This window comes from Chlamydiales bacterium, assembly GCA_031292375.1.
GTDB lineage: Bacteria > Chlamydiota > Chlamydiia > Chlamydiales > VFKH01 > JARLHF01.
On the sequence record JARLHF010000070.1, the window covers coordinates 20,895 to 41,055 of the forward strand.

At 37.3% G+C, this 20,161-nt stretch carries 20 protein-coding genes and 2 tRNA genes; 12 read left to right on the top strand and 10 right to left on the bottom strand.

Annotated features, from left to right (window positions below):
• Window positions 1-11 precede the first annotated feature (11 nt).
• Window positions 12-1,487 (top strand): leucyl aminopeptidase, encoded by a 1,476-nt coding sequence (locus P4L16_08520; protein MDR3625161.1) that lies wholly within the window; start codon window positions 12-14, stop codon window positions 1,485-1,487.
• 25 nt (window positions 1,488-1,512) lie between these two features.
• Here P4L16_08520 and P4L16_08525 read toward each other — a convergent pair whose 3' ends face one another.
• From P4L16_08525 to P4L16_08535, 3 genes are read right to left on the bottom strand one after another with little or no spacing between them, the layout of a single operon-like run.
• Window positions 1,513-1,740, bottom strand: coding sequence for a hypothetical protein (locus P4L16_08525; protein MDR3625162.1), 228 nt, complete (start codon window positions 1,738-1,740; stop codon window positions 1,513-1,515).
• Window positions 1,741-1,758: 18 nt separating this feature from the next.
• Entirely contained in the window at window positions 1,759-2,379 is a 621-nt protein-coding gene (gene gmk / locus P4L16_08530) for a guanylate kinase (GenBank protein MDR3625163.1), read from the bottom strand.
• Complete coding sequence (locus P4L16_08535) at window positions 2,369-3,241, bottom strand: YicC family protein (GenBank protein MDR3625164.1); 873 nt, start codon at window positions 3,239-3,241, stop codon at window positions 2,369-2,371. The genes gmk and P4L16_08535 overlap by 11 nt, the downstream gene beginning before the upstream one ends.
• A gap of 187 nt (window positions 3,242-3,428) precedes the next feature.
• On the opposite strand from P4L16_08535, the gene P4L16_08540 reads away from it, so the two are divergent.
• Both P4L16_08540 and P4L16_08545 read left to right on the top strand, forming a co-directional pair.
• Complete coding sequence (locus tag P4L16_08540) at window positions 3,429-4,460, top strand: biliverdin-producing heme oxygenase (protein ID MDR3625165.1); 1,032 nt, start codon at window positions 3,429-3,431, stop codon at window positions 4,458-4,460.
• Between the two features lie 38 nt (window positions 4,461-4,498).
• Window positions 4,499-5,338: a phosphatidylglycerol lysyltransferase domain-containing protein gene (locus P4L16_08545; protein MDR3625166.1), complete on the top strand. Its 840-nt coding sequence runs from the start codon at window positions 4,499-4,501 to the stop codon at window positions 5,336-5,338.
• On the opposite strand, the gene P4L16_08550 is transcribed toward P4L16_08545, so the two are convergent.
• Window positions 5,281-6,144 carry a 50S ribosomal protein L11 methyltransferase gene (locus tag P4L16_08550; GenBank protein MDR3625167.1) on the bottom strand — a complete coding sequence of 288 codons (864 nt, stop codon included), beginning with the start codon at window positions 6,142-6,144 and terminating at the stop codon, window positions 5,281-5,283. The two genes, P4L16_08545 and P4L16_08550, sit on opposite strands and share 58 nt — an antisense overlap.
• Before the next feature lie 130 nt (window positions 6,145-6,274).
• Here P4L16_08550 and P4L16_08555 point away from each other — a divergent pair.
• Window positions 6,275-6,347, top strand: a tRNA-Met gene (locus tag P4L16_08555).
• A 7-nt stretch (window positions 6,348-6,354) separates the two neighbouring features.
• A tRNA-Met gene (locus tag P4L16_08560) sits at window positions 6,355-6,428 on the top strand.
• 499 nt (window positions 6,429-6,927) lie between these two features.
• Here P4L16_08560 and P4L16_08565 read toward each other — a convergent pair.
• Window positions 6,928-7,173, bottom strand: a complete 246-nt coding sequence (locus tag P4L16_08565; GenBank protein ID MDR3625168.1) for a DUF2442 domain-containing protein — start codon at window positions 7,171-7,173, stop codon at window positions 6,928-6,930.
• 643 nt (window positions 7,174-7,816) lie between these two features.
• Between P4L16_08565 and P4L16_08570 the strand changes: the two genes are divergently transcribed.
• A complete protein-coding gene (locus P4L16_08570) occupies window positions 7,817-8,647 on the top strand; it encodes a helix-turn-helix transcriptional regulator (protein ID MDR3625169.1) in 831 nt (276 codons plus the stop codon).
• Window positions 8,648-8,694: 47 nt separating this feature from the next.
• Here P4L16_08570 and P4L16_08575 read toward each other — a convergent pair whose 3' ends face one another.
• The 4 genes from P4L16_08575 to zwf are packed head-to-tail and all read right to left on the bottom strand — an operon-like array spanning window position 8,695 to window position 13,844.
• Window positions 8,695-10,452 carry a hypothetical protein gene (locus P4L16_08575; GenBank protein ID MDR3625170.1) on the bottom strand — a complete coding sequence of 586 codons (1,758 nt, stop codon included), beginning with the start codon at window positions 10,450-10,452 and terminating at the stop codon, window positions 8,695-8,697.
• Between the two features lie 12 nt (window positions 10,453-10,464).
• Entirely contained in the window at window positions 10,465-11,223 is a 759-nt protein-coding gene (gene pgl, locus P4L16_08580) for a 6-phosphogluconolactonase (GenBank protein MDR3625171.1), read from the bottom strand.
• A 2-nt stretch (window positions 11,224-11,225) separates the two neighbouring features.
• Entirely contained in the window at window positions 11,226-12,287 is a 1,062-nt protein-coding gene (locus P4L16_08585) for a glucose-6-phosphate dehydrogenase assembly protein OpcA (protein ID MDR3625172.1), read from the bottom strand.
• Between the two features lie 9 nt (window positions 12,288-12,296).
• Window positions 12,297-13,844, bottom strand: a complete 1,548-nt coding sequence (zwf, locus tag P4L16_08590; protein MDR3625173.1) for a glucose-6-phosphate dehydrogenase — start codon at window positions 13,842-13,844, stop codon at window positions 12,297-12,299.
• A gap of 94 nt (window positions 13,845-13,938) precedes the next feature.
• Here zwf and P4L16_08595 point away from each other — a divergent pair, with 94 nt between their 5' ends.
• From P4L16_08595 to P4L16_08610, 4 genes are all read left to right on the top strand, one after another.
• The gene (locus tag P4L16_08595; protein ID MDR3625174.1) at window positions 13,939-14,646 is read left to right on the top strand and encodes a dienelactone hydrolase family protein; all 708 of its coding nucleotides are present in this window, start codon (window positions 13,939-13,941) and stop codon (window positions 14,644-14,646) included.
• A gap of 24 nt (window positions 14,647-14,670) precedes the next feature.
• Complete coding sequence (locus tag P4L16_08600; GenBank protein ID MDR3625175.1) at window positions 14,671-15,156, top strand: DUF2937 family protein; 486 nt, start codon at window positions 14,671-14,673, stop codon at window positions 15,154-15,156.
• Entirely contained in the window at window positions 15,153-15,668 is a 516-nt protein-coding gene (tpx, locus tag P4L16_08605; protein MDR3625176.1) for a thiol peroxidase, read from the top strand. Before P4L16_08600 ends, tpx begins: the two co-directional genes overlap by 4 nt.
• Window positions 15,669-15,743: 75 nt before the next feature.
• Entirely contained in the window at window positions 15,744-16,865 is a 1,122-nt protein-coding gene (locus tag P4L16_08610) for an ATP-binding protein (protein ID MDR3625177.1), read from the top strand.
• Here the strand turns inward: P4L16_08610 and P4L16_08615 are convergent.
• The gene (locus P4L16_08615) at window positions 16,862-17,200 is read right to left on the bottom strand and encodes a peptide chain release factor-like protein (GenBank protein ID MDR3625178.1); all 339 of its coding nucleotides are present in this window, start codon (window positions 17,198-17,200) and stop codon (window positions 16,862-16,864) included. The two genes, P4L16_08610 and P4L16_08615, sit on opposite strands and share 4 nt — an antisense overlap.
• Before the next feature lie 171 nt (window positions 17,201-17,371).
• Here P4L16_08615 and metG point away from each other — a divergent pair, with 171 nt between their 5' ends.
• Window positions 17,372-19,423, top strand: a complete 2,052-nt coding sequence (gene metG / locus P4L16_08620; GenBank protein ID MDR3625179.1) for a methionine--tRNA ligase — start codon at window positions 17,372-17,374, stop codon at window positions 19,421-19,423.
• Window positions 19,424-19,496: 73 nt separating this feature from the next.
• Window positions 19,497-20,003 (top strand): hypothetical protein, encoded by a 507-nt coding sequence (locus P4L16_08625; protein MDR3625180.1) that lies wholly within the window; start codon window positions 19,497-19,499, stop codon window positions 20,001-20,003.
• Window positions 20,004-20,161: the final 158 nt, after the last annotated feature.

A 20,161-nucleotide genomic window follows, 5' to 3' on the forward strand; every position in this document is an offset into this window, starting at 1 on the left:
GGAGCTTTTAAATGAAATTTTTGCAAGTAAATGCTCTTAGGGAAAAGGATGTTGAAATCCTTTTCCTTCCATTCATTCAAGAAAAAGCAGAGGCGAAGAAGGTCTTTGTTTTGGATGGTTTTGACGAGGCTTATAAATTTCCTGTCGATTCTTCAGACTTTACAGCAAAAGAGGGTGAAATCACTCTTCTTTATCAGGTAAAGGGGTTAAAGAGAGTTGCTCTTCTTGGGCTTGGTCCCAAAGATAAAGTTTCAGTAGAATCTCTTCGACGAGTATTTGCAGCTTGCATTAAGTATTGTAGGCAAAAACAATATGAAAATATCCATATCGCTTTTCCAATATTGCCTTTTTCTCAAGAAGAAGTTTGTAGAGGGATGGGTGAAGGGCTTTTGCTTGCAAATTATGCTTTTGAGCATAATCGCTTTGAGTCCTTGCAAAAGAATCAAGCTTCCCTTGTTAAGAAAGCTATTTTTCTAGCCCTGCCAAAGGGCTCTCTTGCCTTGTTTGAGAAATATACTTATATTGCCGAGGGTGTTTTTTTAGCGAGGGATCTTGTCAACGGTAACGCAGATGATATTACACCAGAGGCGCTCTCTTTTCTTGCACTTCAACTTGAAGAACGCTTTTCTCAAATAAAGACGAAAGTTTTAAATAGGAAGGCTATTGAAAAGGAGAAGATGGGGCTTTTACTTGCGGTTGCAAGGGGTTCTTACAGAGATCCTGCTTTCATTGTTATGGAATATAAAGGTAATCCAAAAAGTAAAGAGCACACTGTTGTTGTTTGTAAAGGAGTTACATTTGATACAGGGGGCTTGTTGATCAAGCCAAGGGGCGGTATGGAAGATATGCGCTCAGATATGGCAGGAGCTGCTTGTGGCTTTGGCACTCTTCTTTCTGTTGTCCTTTTAAAAATGAAGGTAAATGTGAGCATTGTTATAGGTGCAACAGAAAATGCAATAGGTCCAAATGCTTATAAACCAGGTGATGTCTACAAATCGATGTCTGGAAAAACTGTTGAAATTACAGACACAGATGCTGAGGGAAGATTGGTTCTTGCAGATGCCATTACCTACACAGAAAAGTACCTAAAGCCAACTCGCATCGTCGATGTTGCTACATTGACAGGTGCTATGATGGTAGCTCTTGGCGAGGAGGTTGCAGGGATTTGCTCTAACAATAAAGAGCTAGAAGAATTGCTTATCCATGCAGGCAACGGTACTTATGAGAGGGTCTGGCCACTACCTTTGTGTGAGGAATATAAGGAGCATCTAAAGTCGGATATAGCAGATCTTAAAAACACGGGCACTAAATATGCAAGAGCAATCAGCGCAGCTCTTTTCATCCAGGAGTTTGTTGCTAAAACGCCATGGGCTCATCTTGATATTGCAGGGCCTGCTTTCTATACAAAAGAGAGGCACTACATACCTAAGAACGGTACTGGCTATGGAGTGCGCCTTCTGATAGAGTTTTTAGAATTACTTCATTAACAATGTGTATAATTACGCAGGAAGTCTATTCTTCGTCGTCATCTTCGTCTTCATAATTTGTGAGAAAGTCTTTTTTCTCATAGATCTCTAAAAGTACTTGGTAGGCTCTGTTTTGAATAGGTGTTGCGACTCTACAGCCTCTATCCGTTTGAATCATATCCTTTGCAAGCTTTATAGCATAATTTACAAGGTCAAACGAGCTCTTAAAGTTTAGTTTAATATGTTCGTTGGTCAGGCAATCTTTTAGATGCATGAAAGTGTCTCCTTAAAGTTAAAAAGGGGCGTTAATGTGTATTGCTTTATGTTCTTCTGCAATTAAAATGCTTTTTAATACAGCATAAGCCACATTTAGGTCATTATTAATAATATGGTAGTTGTAGAAACTAGATTTTTTTTCTTCGTGCTTAGCCCAGCTCAGACGTTGTTCTGTAGAGGCTGGATTTTCTGTAGATCTGCTAGAAAGGCGCTTTTTCAGTTCATTAAAAGAAGGAGGGGATATAAAGATAGTAATGGCCTCTGGGTATACTTGAGAGATGTTTAGTGCTCCTTGTGTGTCGATGACAAGTATGGCATGATGTCCAGATAAAAGAAGCATTTCCAAGCTTTTTTTGCATGTGCCATAGTAGTGATCGAAAACTTTAGCATGCTCCAAAAACTCATTTTTATATACCTTTTCATCGAAAATTTCTGGTGATACAAAATGGTAGTGAACACCTTCTATTTCATTATTTCTTGGCTTTCTTGTCGTATAGGAAACGGATGCTTTGACACAGGCAAATTCCGCTGTTAGTTTGGAAACAAGTGTCGTTTTTCCAGTTCCTGCAGGGGCACTGATAACAAATACAAGACCTTTCTCTAGGTTTCCAAGTACTTTTGGCTCGTTATTCAACATTTTGTACCTGCTCTCGTATGCGTGCAAGTTCTGTTTTCATTTCTAAAATCAGTTTTGAGCTATCCAGGTCAGAAGTTTTTGCTCCAAATGTATTGAGCTCTCTTGCAAGCTCTTGAGTTAAAAAGTCTAAGTTTTTACCAATACCTAGTTTTTTTCCATCAAGAAGATCTTTGAATTGCGAAATATGAGAATAAAACCGTGTGATCTCTTCTTGGACGCAGCTTTTTTCTGCATAGATAATCATTTCACGCAAAAGCCGCTCTTCACTTTCAATAGAGTCTGGTAAAGATTCTTTAATACGTTGTAAAAGCTTTTGGCGGTATTTTTCTGGAGATGCTTGTACAAGTGCTGAAACTTTTTTCATGCTATCTTCGAGTAGTTCTAGACGCAAGAGAAAATCATGTTTTAGCGCTTTTCCCTCTTCTTCTCGCATGCGTACAAGTTGAGAGAGACCTTCACGAACAAGTAAGTCTATGATATCCTCGCACGTTTTTTCTAACTCCGTGTTTTCGGAGTAGGTAAGTATGTTAGGATTTTCAGATAGAAGTTTTAGATCAAAGGATTTGCTATCAAGGCCAAGTGTTGCGGCAATGGAGAGCCAGGCATTATAAATCTCTTTTGCAAGAAGAAGGTTGGGAGTTATTTTAAAGAGAGATGCCTGCTCAAAAGAAGCACGTAGAGTTAAGTTCACATGTCCACATACAAGTTCTTTTTGAAGAATTTTTCGCAAAAAAGGCTCGAAAGAGGAAAGCTCTCTTGGTAAGTTGATTTGAAGCTCTAAAAATTTTCTATTAACAGATTGTATTTCAAGGGTAAAGCAGCCCAGTTCATGAGTCAGATGTGTTTTACTATATGCGGTCATGCTTCTTAGCATTGTGAATTTGTGCTCTTTAGTATCTTCATAATTTCAGTGATCCTAGCAACTATACCATTGAATGTCAATAATTTTGAGTTGAAAATCCGATAACAGTTGACATGCTTTAAGAAATTGTTTAGCTTGCAATAACTTGAATAATATTTAATCATTCTTTAATACTAGGGAGGTTTATATGTTTTCAACGCAATTACCTACAGCAGATTTATCTGCAGAGAGACTATTACACCCAAGTTCTTTGGCTAGTGTCTCTTTGGCGAGTCTCTCTGGCAGCCCATCATCGGGTGAGAGTAATTCTCCAGCTACTCCAAGTAATATTAGTTTAGAAGAGGATCTAAGTGGTGCTAGTACATCAGCAAATCCAAGCGCTCCTTCGCTAAATGAGGCTCTTCTTTATGCAGAGCGCTTACGCAGGCATACGGAGCAATTATTTGATGTGACCAACAAAAGAACTTTGTATGGAGAGCTTTATGAAGTGAGCAACAGCTTACATTTTCAAATTTTGCATATGGAATTTATAAAGAAGTTGAGAATGGGAAATGATGCCATTATAGATGTTATTAAATATTTTAAAAACATGGTTGAAATTCACGCATACTTGGAGTCAGCCCAAGAGATATTTAAACAAAATCCTATTGTAAAAGCTTTTTATGATGATAAGTTACTTCGTGCAGAGTTAATTAAAAAAGATATTGAATGCTGGGTGGCCTTGCTACAGGTAAAACAAGTAGACATTGAAGAGCTTCTTTTATATGAGCCTGCAAAAGTTACTGAAGAGTATTGTTTGCGCCTCATTGGAGGGGAGGGCTCACCTATTAATGAAGATCCAGGACTTCTTGTTGCTCATATGTTTGTATTTTATAGTATGGTATTATCTGATGGAAATGGTATTAGAGGGGGACTAGAGCGGCTTCTTAAAAAGCAAGGGTTCACAAGTGAAAAGGAGAAGTATTTGGCAAGTTTTACTTTAAATTTGGATGAGAGTACAGATGACTATCTTCATAGGTGGTATGATCGACTAAATCGAGTTTTATCTCGTGTTCCAGAAGAAAAAAGAGAAAGTTTTATCGAAGGGTTAAAGAAAGAAGTTCGAGTTGCATTCCAAGTAGTGTCTGATTTTATTAAGCAAGACCTTAGTGTTAAGGAGCCTCAAACGCAAGTTAAGGCGCACCCTTTGCGATCTTGTAGAACAATTTACATTCATTAATTATGTTTATCGAACAAATAAACCTGCAGCATAGGGACGTGCTTAGTCAATGCTTTAAAGAGCTAGGTGTTACTCTTTCTACCTACTCTTTTGCAACGCTATATCTTTTTCGTAAAAAACATGATACGTGTGTCATTTTTACTGATAAAATATATGTCAAAGGTAAAACCTATGATGAAAAGACCTACTTAATGCTGTGCTATGCACCAAACACGCTTGATCAGCAGGAGATGCTCTCTCTTCTTAAGAAGTATGACTTCATCTATCCAGTACCAGAAGTTTGGCGCGCTTATTTTGATCCAGATAAATTTTCGATGCATTTTCTAGAGGCTAATAGTGACTATGTTTTTAGTGTTGAAAAGCTTGCAACCTACCCTGGAAGGGAACTTAGCTCTAAGCGTAATTTGGAAAAGCAATTTAAAGACCACTACGATGCAAAAATGTGTGTACTGACTGAAGCGCTTGCAACAGATGCAGAGAAAGTTCTTAACCATTGGCAGGATGAAACAAAAAAGCAGGAGGAAGAAACGGATTATGAGCCTTGCAGGGAGGCTTTAAAGCTTTTGTCTTTTTTAGAACTGGAAGGAAGAATTTTTTATGTTGGAAAAGAGCCAATTGCTTTTTTGATAGGAGAAGCAATTGGCAAGAAGACTTTCATCATCCATTTTGCAAAAGCGGATACGAGATATAAAGGAGTCTACCCTTATATTTATCAGACGTTTGCTGAGGAGTGCCTTGGTAAGTACCGCTATTTTAATATGGAGGAGGATTTAGGTCTTCCTACATTAATACAAGCAAAGAGAGCTTACTTGCCAGATTTTTATAATGTTAAATTAAGAGTTGTCCATTCGCCAAGAATTAATTCAGAGCGAAAATGAAATCCCTCTTTTATATAGGCTGCAAGAACTTCTTCCTTTTGTGTATTTAGAAGACCTGATAAAACAATTTGTCCATCCTTTATTAGATATGATGCCATTTCTTTTGCAAGAAGACAAAGAGGCTTTGCTAGGATATTAGCAACGATTAAATCAAAAGGGGCATGTTTTTGAAGTTCTAATGATGAAAAACCATCGCTTTCATAGACATTTATATTGTGAACATGATTAAGTTTTGCATTTTCCTTAGTGACGCGCACGCTTTCAGGATCAATGTCAGATGCAGTAACCTTGGTTGACATAGCTTTTGCAATAGCAAGAGCTAATATACCAGACCCACAACCAAGATCAAGAGGGTTTTTAAAGGAATATTCTTTGGAAAGATCTGCAATTAGCTCAAGACATCCTTTTGTGCTTTCATGATGGCCAGAGCCAAAGGCGCTTGCAGCGTCAAGAAGTAGGCAAGTTTTGTTTGTTGGCAGAGAAGATTTGATGTGAGAGCCATAGATATAAAACTCTTTTACTTCAATAGGAGGAAATGATTTTTGGTTTTCTGCAAGGTAGTCAATATCATTGGTAGATTTAAAAGAGATTTCTGGAACATCTATTCCCAAACTTATGGCCAAAATTTCTAGTCGCAGGGCAAGCTCTTGAGAGTTTTTACTTGTAACAACCCCTTCAAATTTGCGTGGCAAATGAATGCCTTTAATATCCTCTTGCCATCCAATCATTTCTACACAGTCTTCTAAAGCCTCTGCAATGGATTCTACATCAAGGTGATTCCAGTTGAAATAAAATTCTAATAACATCTTCTTGCCTCAGATTTTGGATACAGGAGTATAGCGAATTCTACGAATAAGAGACAGTAGAAGATTTGGCTTGTGATTAATGTCGACAAAAGGATATAGTCTTGCTTTCGCTTAGCGCAATCGACGTTATCGCGGGGTGGAGCAGTGGTTAGCTCGTTGGGCTCATAACCCAAAGGCCGGAGGTTCGAATCCTTCCCCCGCTATTTTTGAGGCGGTATAGCTCAGTCGGTTAGAGCAACGGAATCATAATCCGTGGGTCGTTGGTTCGAGTCCGACTACCGCTATCGTTCTCATTTTACCTTCAAAAATACTTGTAGAGTCATTTAGCAATTCTTCTCGGAATTGCTTTTTTCATCCATTGGATAACAAGATAGTTTGACATTGCTTTCAAAAAGAACTCCTTTAGAATATGCTGTAAGAGGAATCGAATATTCAACAGCATCGACATTCCGAATGTGCTAAACGCACTAAAAAGCGCTCAAGTGTGAGATTTTGCCAGAGATCAGCGGGATCGCGATTCTTTGAATGATTTTTCTAAATCTGATGTCATGTTGTATAAGCCAAAATGTAGGGGGTGATGTTTACACGCAATGCTTTTGCATATGTACCTATTTTTTTAGGATCTGGCTTATGTGTTGTGCTCTGAAAATACTTTCGAATTGCTTTAAGTATCTTGGCTCTTTCATTCCTTTGTTCTACAAAACCTACCCATTTAAGTCAATTGGGTAGGTTTTATAGAATTTTCGCAGAAGATCATCTTTGTATTTGCAATGTGTGGATTGCCTAAGTAGGAAGCCAATCATAGAGAAAGTTAGGTGAAACATCTGCACCATTTTCCCATTCAAGAGTGGCTATTCCATCAGAAATTTTAAATGTTTTAAAATAATTTAGATCTTTTAACGGCTGGAAAATAGGCCCGCGGAATCCATCCAACGCCTTTTCAAAATCAATAACTTTTGATTTCTGGTCAGTAAATTCAATTAACACTTCATAATTTTTTAGATATTTTGCTTTCTTTACTTCATGCATAATTTTACCTATACAAGGGGAGCTATTTTTTTAAGAGTTTTTTCTGCTTTTAATAGTAGCCAATCTTCTTTTAATTCTTCTTTATGTAATAAGGCCCATTCAGTAACTAAGCCAACAACTCTATCATTTTTTTGCTTTGCTTGATGTTATATTTAAATAGATCATGTCAATCAAAAGAATCGGTATTTTGTGATATGATCTGTTAGTTAACAACGCCAGTTTAATCTATAGAAAGATATTTTTGCTAGCTTTACGAGAAAAAATTACGCAAATGAGTGGAATTGTCTAGGAGAGATCAGTACCGGCAATGAGCTATTATGATGATGCTAGTTTGTTCGGATTTATGCTCAATACTTTAGGAATCATAATCCGTGGGTCGTTGGTTTGAGTCCGACTACCGCTATCTTATTATCGCGTTTACTTCTCTTAATCACCTCCCAAGCCATTAAACTCTATTTGTTAGAAAGATATTGGAATCATAGATTTTTGAAAGTCAGCTAAAGAGTAATGTGTGGATTTTCCGTTGTGAGAAGTGCTCTTAAAAGGATTTTGTTGAGTATTAAGCGTAATATACTGTATAAAGGTTGTTATATAATATAATAAATATGTATATTAGTTGGGTTTAAATTAAAAAAGGTGATGAATGTTGATTTGGAAAGAATTAGTTCAAAATCAAATTATCAAGCATTCTGATCAAATACTTAAAACGACTCAACCGTTAAAAGAGCATTTTGGCGCATCTGTCTTTGTGTACAATCGTATTCAAAATGATGGAAAATACATGACTCTCTGTGATTCTCCCACATTTAGTGAGCTTTATGTGGAAAAGAAAATGTTTTTATTAGACCCCTATATGCGTGAGCCAAAAGTTTATAAATCTGGGATGTGTCTAACAGAGCATCAAGGGTCTGATGAGTTTAAAACGGAGATGGTATGGTTTTGCAATGAAGTTCTTCAAATGGGTATCGACATTGTGTTAATTGAAAAACATGAGAATGAAGTAGAGATATTTAATTTTATAGGGCCAAAAACATGTTTTTTGCAAAATGTTTATACGAACCATCCTGAGCTACTTAGATCATTTGCTCATCATTTCAGGCAACAACAAAACGAGCTTATCAATAGGGTGTGGGCTGATGATGCACTATCACTTCCACTTCTAAAAGGTCCTGATTACTATGTGGAAGATCCTATTTATCCTGAGATTAACATTGACTTACGACTTGCTTTTCTAAAAGATTTAGGAATGAAAAACATAATAGAAAAGCTTGAAAGCTTATCTCCAAGAGAGCGTGCTTGCTTAAAATTACTGGCACAAGACAAAACGGCTAAAGAGACAGCTTTACTCTTGAACCTCTCTCCTCGCACGATTGAAGCCTACTTTGAAAACATTAAAAATAAGTTCTCATGTTGGAACAAATATGAGATTTTAAAAATTGCACGCGACTTGGAAAGTTTGGGAATACTAACCTGATAGAGTCTTAATACATATGAATTTGAATGAATTTATCAAAGTCCAATTTATGGAAGTCGTCGGTAAACTAGGTTTGTAGCTGTTGTAGAGAGCCTGTTCATAAGAGCAGAAACATCTTTTTCAAGAGAAACATCTGCATCATTGCACTTATACCAAGCGTTGTTGCTGCTAGAATAAGAATATGCTATGTAGTGTCCACCAGTTGCATCTCCTTCATGCTCAACAACTGCTACGAGTTCATATTTGATACCATAAACAGTTGTGATAGGCTCTATAGCAATAGGATTATTATTTTTAGTGAGACCATCGGAAGATCTTTGGATCATCACTCGAAGCTCTTTTGGAGAATTCTCTTCATAACCATCTTTAATATCAGCAGCAGTGTTATATGCACTTCTTGCTACCTCATCAAGATCTGATAACCTTGATTCATTAACGAGCGTTTCAATACTTTTGGGAGTATTATTATCAGGGGGGGCTCCCTTTATAGAGCCATTTATTGACTTAGAGTGATCTTCTCCTGGAAAAAGCGCATTCAATACTTGTAGTACAAAGTCATCAGGATCATTTTGCTTTGTAAAATCCCATTCTTTTAACGGATTGTCACCTGTATCAACGGCAAAATTTTTGCACATTGCTTGGAATTCTGTGACATCTTCTTCTTTAATAGGGGTGTTATCTTCTCCAGAAACATGTCTTTTAAATTTTAATAGCTGTTCTAAAAGTGTTTTTTGTGAAGGAGAAAGAGCTTTATGTGCAGTAGTATCTTTTTTGAGAACTTCTAATTTATTACCTAATGAGCGGGCCATCAAATGCATAGAAGAGCCAAACCAGCATGTTTGTTCACCAGTAGTTCTTGGAATGCCTTGTATTTTGTTTTTTGGTAAAAATAATGGCATAACTATAGTTTGTAAAACAACAGAGTGAAGGCGATTTAAATTGTCTCTAATACCCTCAAATTTTGTTGAAGAGACATCCTCTATTTTTATAGGATCTTTTAGATCCTCACCATATACTTTAAATTCGTGGATTTTTGAATCCTTAAAGGAAAATGTGATCTTTTGTACCGTTTCAGATGAGCCTTCAGCAGACTTTTGTGCAGCAGCTTGAACTGCAAGTAGAAATTCACGCCTCTTATTAGGAGGCATTGATTCAAGAGATACAGGCTGCCCACCCATCGTGTATTCAAAGGTGAATTTTTCGCCATTAATGACAACCTCATTGCTTTTTGTGTCAACGAGTGGATAAAAAGCGCCTTCTGGAGCTTCATGCTTAGATTTACAAACGATTTCATGATCTGCAGTTCTTGTAACTACACCCGATGTTGCACCTCTGCTCATCTCTTGAAGAGGATTGTATTTGGCATCGCCAAGTAATAAAGAAGCTGTGTTTACAAAACTTGGGGCAAGTTTATCTGTGGTTGTAAAGGCTGCTGGCGTCCCATTTCTTGCTGTAGTTATCATAGTCCGTACTTGATCTAGTGGGATCCATTTGGTTTTTCTTGTTGATGATGACCATTCTACACCTACTGGTAGTGGAGCTAGATAGACAACACTTCTACTGGGTTTATTCTCAAGCTTAACAACCCTTCCTCTAAAGTCTTGAATTGTTTTTAGAAGAGTTTCATAATTTCTTGGTCCAAGAACAGAGGCTGCAACTTCACTAGGATGCTGACCTTTGGGTACATTATCTGCAGTAATGGGTACAAGACCATCTTTTGTCTCTTCAAAAAGAATCTCTTGCTTACCATGAAAGCCTTGTCTGTAGAACAGGGCGCCTACATTATCTGGATTAACGCTGGACATAATTTTATATACCTAAATTTTTTGCAGTAGGGATGATGCATCTTTATCCACTATCCAAAGGGCTTTACAAGCGGGCGTACCTATTTTTTGGGCGGGGAATTCCTCTGGTTCATAGTGAGAGCTTAATACTTTTGCAAGCACTTTTGCTTTATTGGCTCCAATCACATAGATTGCCAAATTACGTGTATTATGAATACCTGTATAGGTAAAGCTCATGCGCCAGACATTCTTTTGTGGGATAAAGTTTGCAACAATTAAGCGATCTTCAATATCTAGTCCTTGAGTGTGGGGGAATAAAGAAGCTGTATGTCCATCATCGCCCATGCCAAGCATAATAAGATCAAAGATCTTTACTTTTCTATTAATGCTATCTTCATAAAGGATGGCATGTATTTCAATATCTCTTTCTGCTTTCATGCGAAAAACTTGATCTTTTTTGATAGGAAGTTTTGTAAGAAATGCATCCATTGCCATTTTATAGTTGCTATCAAGGTTGTCAGGGGGGACTGCTCGCTCATCACTCCAAAAAATACGCACCTTTTCCCAAGCAATACGTTTTGCATTTTGATCAGAAGCAAGCTTTTCAAAGATAGCTTTTGGGGTACTTCCACCCGACAGTGCAACAGCAAAATAGCCATGATCTTTGATAGCGTCATTAGCTGTTTTAATAAAGTGCTCTACACAAAAATGGAGAGTTTCATCTTTATTGCCAGGTATAACGATATCGCGTCTTTTGTCAAAGCGCTTTATAACAGAAACCGTAGTTGTCATAATTAATCATTCCAATGTTTTTGATAAAGTAGTCTTAACATATTTTTATAGTGAGAGCTTGTATTTTTCCAAAATAATTCATTCAAAACAAGCTGTTCTTTAGTAGGCTCTATCAGAGTAAATTGACTTGGAATCTCACAAAGTTCTGCAGAAGAGACCCAAAGTTTTACACTATTTTCATGTCCCTTTCTTTTTAAAAGAAAATGCAAGTGGTTAGTTACTTCAATTTCTATAGAAGCAATTGTGCCTACAGCGGATTCTTGTGTTGTTTCTTGAGGTATTAACAAAACAATGGTGTCATGGATAAAGCGCTCATAGCTAATACGTATATTCCCCTCAATTCTCTCTACATCACGAATTTTCCAATTAAGCTCTGCTGCAATCCATGCTTGTAAGTAAATAGCTGAGATTTCACTGCGCTCTTTATTGTTCTTGCTAGCATAGTAAGTGATGCGGATAATCTTTGTATGAAAGAGATCATCGATCCTTTTTGGAGTATCAAAGATATTTCCTAAAAGTTCGCGCCATGCACTTATAGAAAACCAGGCAAAGTCACTAACGCCGCATTTTTCGGTTTCAATATGCCCAAGAACATGCCTTGCAAATTCTTTGATATGGGTAGTAAGCCCTGGATCAAAGACGATCTTAGTTGCAATTTGCTTTAAATGGTCGAGTATAAAGTTTTCCTTACTTGGGTCTTGTTCCCATATAACATAGGTGGGAAGATCACCTAAAAGGTAGGTGAGAATTAAAAAAGGGATACGTTTTTTTCCATTTCCAGAAAATGTGATGGTAACCTGGTCGTAAGCACTCGGTACAACTTCTTTTGTTTCTTGCCCATTAATTGCAATAGAGCAACTCTCTTCTTTTTTATCTAGCTCTTCAACGATAAAGATGCTTCTACAAGGAAATTTTTTCTTTAAAAGGTCTAGATATTTCTGAAAATTTTGTGCGGCAATTTTTGATTCAACATAAAATACAATATTGAAGAGGCAGGCTGGAGAAGGCTTATTTTCCTGTTTATTTATCTTATTTGTCGTCATAGCAGTTACATCTTTTGTCATGTGTGAATACTAAAGGATTCTCCAAGATCTTCCTTCTTTATTGATAAGCTCATCTGCAGCCTTTGGCCCCCATGTTCCAGCTTGATAATTGGGGTAGTCAGAAGGCGCGCTCTCTTTCCATCTCTCTAGTATGGGAGTAAATAACTTCCATGAAGCTTCTACTTCATCTACTCTTGCAAAAAGAGTGCTTTCTCCGAGCATACAATCGCAGATAAGACGCTCATAAGCCTCTGGAGGGGCAACTCCAAAGTAGGAGTCGTAGCGAAAATCCATTTTGACAGGTTGAATGGGGCTGCTTGGTCCTGGGACTTTAGAATTAATTTTCAGGGCGATGCCCTCGTTTGGCTGAATGCGCATGGTGAGAACATTATTTTCATTTTTGGATCCATTTTGTTGAAAAAGAACCCCCGGTATATCTTTAAAAGTGACAGCAATTTCTGTCGTTCTCTTGGGAAGGCGCTTACCGGCGCGTAAAAAGAAGGGGACTCCTACCCATCGCCAATTGTCAATGTAAAGCTGCAAAGCAACAAATGTTTCGATAGAGGATGTAGAAGATACATTTCCCTCTTCACGATATCCACAAACAGCTTTCCCGTCGATAAGTCCGGGTGCATACTGCCCACGAACGACATATTTACCAAAATTAGCCATATCAATAGGCCTTAAAGATTTTAAAACTTTTACTTTCTCATCACGAATAGCATCTGCATTTAAGCTTACAGGTGGCTCCATGGCCATAAGAGCTAAGAGCTGCATCATGTGATTTTGTACGATGTCCCTTAATATGCCCGCTTCTTCAAAAAAATGCCCTCTTGAGCCAATTCCAAGTTCTTCTGCTACTGTAATTTGGACGTGATCGATATAGCGATTATTCCATATCGATTCAAATATTGAATTTGCAAAGCGAAAGACAAGTAAATTTTGTACGGTTTCTTTACCTAGATAATGATCGATGCGATAAAGTTGATTTTCTGCTAAAGATTGCATGATGGAGTCTTGGAGCTCGATGCTGGATTGTAAATCATGGCCAAAGGGCTTTTCAATGATTACTCTGGACCACTTATCTTTCACTTCTTTTTCATCATAGATGAGACCATGTTTATGAAGCTTTTCAACGACAAGAGGAAAGAAACTTGGTTGTATAGAGAGGTAGAAGACTCGATTACCCTTTGTTCCTAATTTTTGATCTAATTCTTCTAGTAATTTCTTAAGAGATTCATAACCTGCATCATCATCAAATTCCGATTTGTGATAGTAGATTTGTTCTCCAAAAGTCGACCAGATTTTTTCATCTACAGGTTTTGTTCTAGAGAAGTTATTTACAGCTTCATGCATCTCTTTTCTAAAAACATCATGAGTTTTTTCTCTTCTTGCAAAGCCAATGCAAGAAAAATGTGCAGGAAGCTGACCATCTAGTGCTAAGTTATAGAGTGCTGGCATAAGCTTTCTTGCTGTTAAATCTCCTGTTGCACCAAAGATAATAACGGCGCATGGCTCAGTAACCTTCGAGGTTTGAAACGACTCTTGCAGGGGGTTTTTAAAAGTTGGCTCTTTCATATGCGCTAAGGCTCCCATAAAATAATTAAACTTACGTGTTTGTGTATATACCTTCCTTGCATATTTAAAATCTAGTGTGTAAGATCCATATCTTATGAACAGAGAAATTAAAACATACTATACAGGCGATTTGGAAGTGTTTGCCGTGCAAGGTCATGATCCTTATGGGCCGCATGTTGTTTTGCTTCACGGCTTTGGTGCAAATGCGCATGATTTATTATCGCTCAGCGAAATGGTCAACGCGCCTTCCAACACTACGTGGCTGTTTCCTAATGCACCGCATCTTGTTCCTTTTTCAGAGAGTTATATAGGAAGATCTTGGTTTTCTTTCGATATGGCGAAATTAGAAAATGCTATGAGAGCATCTCGCTACGATGAGCTTGCAGTGGGTGTGCCTCCTGATTTATCTTACGCAAGTGACCTTATCATTAAGCTTTTAAAAAAAATACCCGTTTCTCCTGGTAATATTGTAATAGGTGGCTTTAGCCAAGGAGCTATGCTTGCAACAGATGTTGCCTTGAAAATGCAAGAAAATCTTGCTGGCCTTGCGATCCTTTCTGGTAGTGTTATTAATGAAGCTGAGTGGAAAAGTCATGCATTGAGACATAAAGGTCTTCATTTTTTTCAATCCCATGGCGATGAAGATACAATTTTAAGCATAGATCTTGCTAAGAGGTTAGAAAGTTTGTTTAAGGACTCAGGATTACTTGGGGCATTACAAGTCTTTCAAGATGGCCATACAATACCAGAAGAAGTACTAACTTCTTTTGGGGAATTTTTGTCTAAGCAACTGAACTTATAAGTTATGATTTCTTGGTTGAACAAAATGTGTGATCGCTTATTTTCTTTAGTAGGAGCACTTCTTTTCATGCAAATTCCTCAGTTTATGCAGCAGTACACCTATCTTCTTCAGGGCCATGTTTCAGAATTACATATTCAGGTAAAACAGATAGAACAGGTGGCTAAAGTAAGCCATAAATCATTAGGGGAATATATTCAAAAATTTGTCTCTAGCAACGATATAGATTTTTCCTCTCAAGGTGTTTTGCTTCAAAAGCTTGTTGAAAGAATGCAAGAGATGACAAGTTCACTTAAAAGCCTGCAAGAAGCATCTATTTGGGCTAAACCCTTCATTTTTTTTAAACAGATTGATTTGGGGATTTTTAATGAAACTCTTGCAGCCTTTAGGCTAGGAGTTTATTTATCCCTTGAAAGTCTAGTGTATATGCTTGTAGGCCTTTGTTTTGGTTATTTTTTCTATACAGGACTTTCAAGAATATTTCGAAAAAACAAACATAAGGAAAATGTATGACAACAGAAAATATGAGAAAAGGAGTGGCTACTTTTAAAGGTGCTCCCTTAACGCTTCTTGGTAAAGAAATTAAAGTAGGAGAAGATGCTCCAGAGTTTAAATTGACCTCTAATGATATGCAAGATGTCTCTTTAGAGGCCTTTAAGGGAAAAACGCTTGTACTTAGCGTTGTGCCCTCTCTAGACACAGAAGTGTGTAGCATTCAATCAAAGCGTTTCAACGATGAAGCAAAGAAATTGCCTTCCAATATAGTTGTAGTTGGGGTGAGTGTGGATTTGCCTTTTGCGCAGGCTAGATGGGTGAAAGAAGGGCATTGCACTACAATTCAAATGCTTTCAGACTATAAGGAAAGAAGCTTTGGCAGGTCTTATGGCGTACTTATTGATGAGCTTAAGCTTCTTGCTAGATCTATTTTTATTATAGGGCCAGACAAAAAAGTGCACTATGTTGAATATGTCAAGGAAGTCACAAACTACCCTGACTATGACAAAGCCCTAAAAGCATTGCTTTAAACTTAAAGCGACTATTTTGCACTAGAATTGAAAAAAGTCTTGACTTTTTTCAATTCTAGTGCAAAATAGTCGACTATGGAAAGAGCACAAAAACAAGCAATTATTCAAGATTTAAGTAAAAAAATGGTTCTTCTTGCAGGTCCTCGGCAGGCAGGCAAGACCACCCTTGCAAAGTCGATCGCAAAGGAATTTAGTTCCTCTCTTTATCTCTCTTTCGATCGGTTAGCAGATCGAAAAATTATTCAAGAAGAGTCTTGGCTTCCTTCTGTTGAACTTCTTATACTTGATGAAATTCATAAAATGAATGATTGGAAGAACTATCTAAAAGGTGTTTTTGATACAAAGCCCTCCCATCAAAAAATATTAGTCACAGGAAGTGCAAGATTGGAAATCTTTAACCAAGTAGGGGACTCTCTTGCTGGTAGATTTTTTCTTCATCGTCTTATGCCTCTTTCTCCTGCAGAGTGTGAAAAAATGAATGTCCCATACTCTGTTGATCATTTTCTTGAAAGAGGAGCATTTCCAGAACCCTTTTTTGCCAAATCACTCATTGATGCAAATAGATGGCGTTTACAGTATACAGATAGTTTATTAAGACAAGACGTGCTTGATTTCGAAAATATCCATAACATTAAAGCCATTCAACTAGTCTTTGAACTTTTACGAGAGAGGGTAGGCTCTCCTGTTTCGTACTCTTCGATTGCAGAAGATGCTCATATCTCTTCAACTACAGTTAAAAAGTATATTCAGATCTTAGAGGCTCTTTATATAATCTTTCTAGTAACGCCTTTTTCTAATAATATCGCAAGAAGTTTGCTTAAAGAGCCAAAAATTTACTTTTTTGATACAGGTCTTGTCAAAAAAGATCCAAGAGCGCATTTTGAAAATTTTATTGCAGGATGTCTTCTCAAGCATGTTTTTGGTAAAATTGACTATCTAGCTGAAAGCTATTCTCTTCAATATTTGCAAACCAAAGATAAACATGAAGTTGATTTTGCTCTCATCAAAGATAAAGAAGTTGAGAAAATTATTGAGGTCAAACAATCTGATCCAACGCCAACAGCTGGTCTTCGTTACTTTCATGAAAAATATGATCTTCCAGCTCTTCAGGTCCTCAAAAACTTAAAAAGAGAGAAGCTTGAAGGATCAATTGAAGTTGTAGAGGCAAGAAATTTCCTCAAATCGCTTTTTCTTTAAGATTGAGATGAGCGTCTGGTTCTTCTTTTCTTTTGCTTTTGAATTTTTTCTTGTTGCTTTTGACGGTCGTTTTTTTTGTTGTTAATCAAACTATCGTAAAGCTCACACAGAGTTCTTCTCGCAAAAAAGCGGTTTAACTCTCTTGATCGATCTTGTTGGCATTTGACTTCAAGACCTGTGGGAATGTGTTTTAAATAGACGCAAGAAGAGGTTTTGTTGATTTTTTGGCCGCCACTGCCAGATCCTAAAACAAATTTTTCAAGAAGGTCGGACTCATCAATACCAAGAGACTTCATCCTCTCTTCTAGCTCTTTTAGCTTCTCTTCTCGTATCATACGTGCTTAATTTGTCCTTTTTGCGTACTCAATCTTAGGGATCTTCTGGCAACTTTTCAATCTTTTTTGCTCGTTCATAGTTTTTGAATATGAACTTTATAAAAATGATTGAAAATTTATCCAGAATCCCCTCTAATCTTGCATAATTTAAAACTCAAAACTCAGGTTATTATGAAAGAAAGAGTGCTCATCACATCAGCGCTTCCTTATGCGAATGGTCCCTTGCATTTTGGACACATTGCAGGAGCATATCTTCCTGCAGACTGTTATGCTCGCTTTCAGCGCCTAGTGGGCAATGATGTACTGTTTGTTTGTGGATCAGATGAATATGGCGTTGCAATTAGTATGAGTGCCGAACTTGCAGGACGCACTCCTAAAGAACATGTGGCTATTTTTCATGAGATAAATAAATCTTTATTTGAAAAGCTTCAAATATCTTTTAATCACTTTTCCAGAACAACATGGGATGCTCATAAAATTTCAACGGTTCAATATTTTCAAGACCTTCTTGCAAATGGCTATATTGAAGAGCGTATTACCAACCAGCTTTATTCTGAAAAAGATCAAAAATTCTTGGCCGATCGCTATGTTGTTGGTACATGTCCTCGCTGTGGATATGAGGAAGCAAGAGGGGATGAATGCCAAAAATGTGCTGCAAGCTATGATGCAACTGACTTGAAAAATCCACGCTCAAAACTTACGAATGCACCGCTTGTTTTAAAACAGACCAAGCATTGGTTTTTACTTCTCGACAAATTCCAAGATAAAGTTAACGCATGGCTTGATACAAAAAAATGGAAGGCTAATGTCTTACAATTTGCAAAAAATTATAGTGAAAAGCTGCATCCACGCGCCATTACAAGGGATTCAAACTGGGGTATTCCGGTACCTTTACCAGATGCTGATGGCAAAGTTCTCTACGTATGGTTCGATGCGCCCATTGGTTATATTTCAGCTTCTATGGACTGGGCAGAGCATTCTGGAGATAGGGATAAATGGAAGGAATACTGGTGCAATCCGGATACAAAACTTGTTCAGTTTATTGGAAAAGATAACATTCCTTTTCATGCAGTTATTTTTCCTGCTATGACGATGGGACAAAACAAGCCCTATAAGCTTGTAGATGAGCTTCCTGCCAATGAGTTTTATAACTTGGAAGGAAGACAATTTAGCAAATCAGAGGGCTGGTATATCGATTTAGAAGATTTTTTCTCTAAATATTCTGTGGATCAAATTCGCTATACTATTGCTGCTAATGCCCCTGAAAATGCTGATTCAGAGTTTACTTGGAAAGACTTTCAGTCGCGCTCTAATGCTGAACTACTGGGTAAATATGGTAATTTTGCAAATCGTGTGCTCGTTTTTGCAAAAACGCATTTGGCATCGTGCGTTCCTAAGCTGGAAGCTCCATTAGAGATCGATTTGAAATTTTTAGCAGATATGCAAGAACTCGCTTTAGAGGCATATGAGAGCTTTAATCATTTTAAAGTAAGAAGATCTGCTCAAATTGTTATGGAAATGGCTCAGCTTGGAAATATTTATTTTGATGCGAAAAAACCCTGGCAGGAAGCAAAGCTTGAAGACAAAAATAAAGTTAATCTTACAATTGCATGTTGCATTGAATGTTTAAAAACACTTGCGCTTATTTCATGGCCAATTATTCCGGGTACCGCTGAAAAACTTTGGAAGATGCTTGGATATAAAAAGCCTTTGCTAGAACTTGGCTGGCAGCAAGTGGTAGGTGAGAGAGCTCCTGTGGCTCAACTACTTTTGGAACCAGAAATTTTATTTAAAAAAATCGAAGATTCTCAAATTGCTGAAGAGGTCAAAGCATTGCAAGAAAGATCTGCTAAACAAAATGTAGATGTTGCCAAAGAGGCAAAAACATATGCTCCACTAAAGGTAGCCATCGATATAGATCTATTTGGACAAATTGACTTGAGAGTAGGGCTTATTTTGGAAGCAACTCCTGTGCCAAAAAGCAAGAAATTACTTCAATTAAAGGTGGATCTTGGTTTTGAAGTAAGGACTATTGTTTCGGGTATTAGTAATTTCTATAAAGGCGAAGAGATTATTGGGAAAAAAGTCATTGTTGTTGCCAATTTAAAGCCTGTAACTCTCATGGGAGTAGAAAGTCATGGCATGATTTTAGCAGCAAGTCATGATAAAAAACTAGAGCTTGCAACTATTCTTGAAATGGTGCCAGGTTCAATAATTAACTAATCAATCGATTAATCTTTATTTAATCTTTATATAAAAAATATATAATGGATTATTGTTTGTTTGATGAGTAATTATGAATATTAATTCTGCTATTAATTTTGAGCGATTTTCAGAAGGCGCTATCATGCCCTTTGGTGGTAGCGATATAATTCCGGATAACACAAGCCTTAGTGATTGTTTTGCATATACAATGCAAAAAGGACTTCATGCGAGTGAGCGTTGGCATCTTTTATGGCTTTATCCACTAACTCAGTGTATAAATGGTATAATGGTTGCATGGCATGTATGTGCTTTTGCCGTAAATACAATAGCTGCGAGCGTTTTTGCTCTATCTGCATGTTTTGCAAGTGGTAAGCCTTATGAAGAAGGAGTCGTTGGTACTGCTCGTTGCCCTGCGTATGATAAAGACCCTATTCACTGGAGTTCAAACAGAGAAGGATGGGTTATAGCGGCAAAGGTAAATCTAGAAGTGGCTGTTGCAGGTCTTTTATATGCTTGCATACTTGTGCTCAGAGTGGTTATTCCAACATTAGGTCTTGGTATGGTAGGTCCTTGTGATCAGGTTCCAGAGCCAGCATAAGACTGAATTGCTTTAATAGACTTCTTGCGTAATTACATTTGCTTGTTAAAATTGTCTTTTTTGACATCTTTATCGTTAAATTTTTCAACCATATGCTCACATATGCTTGAAAAATTTATCAATAAATCTACTCAAAAAATTTCAATTTTTCTAAGCAA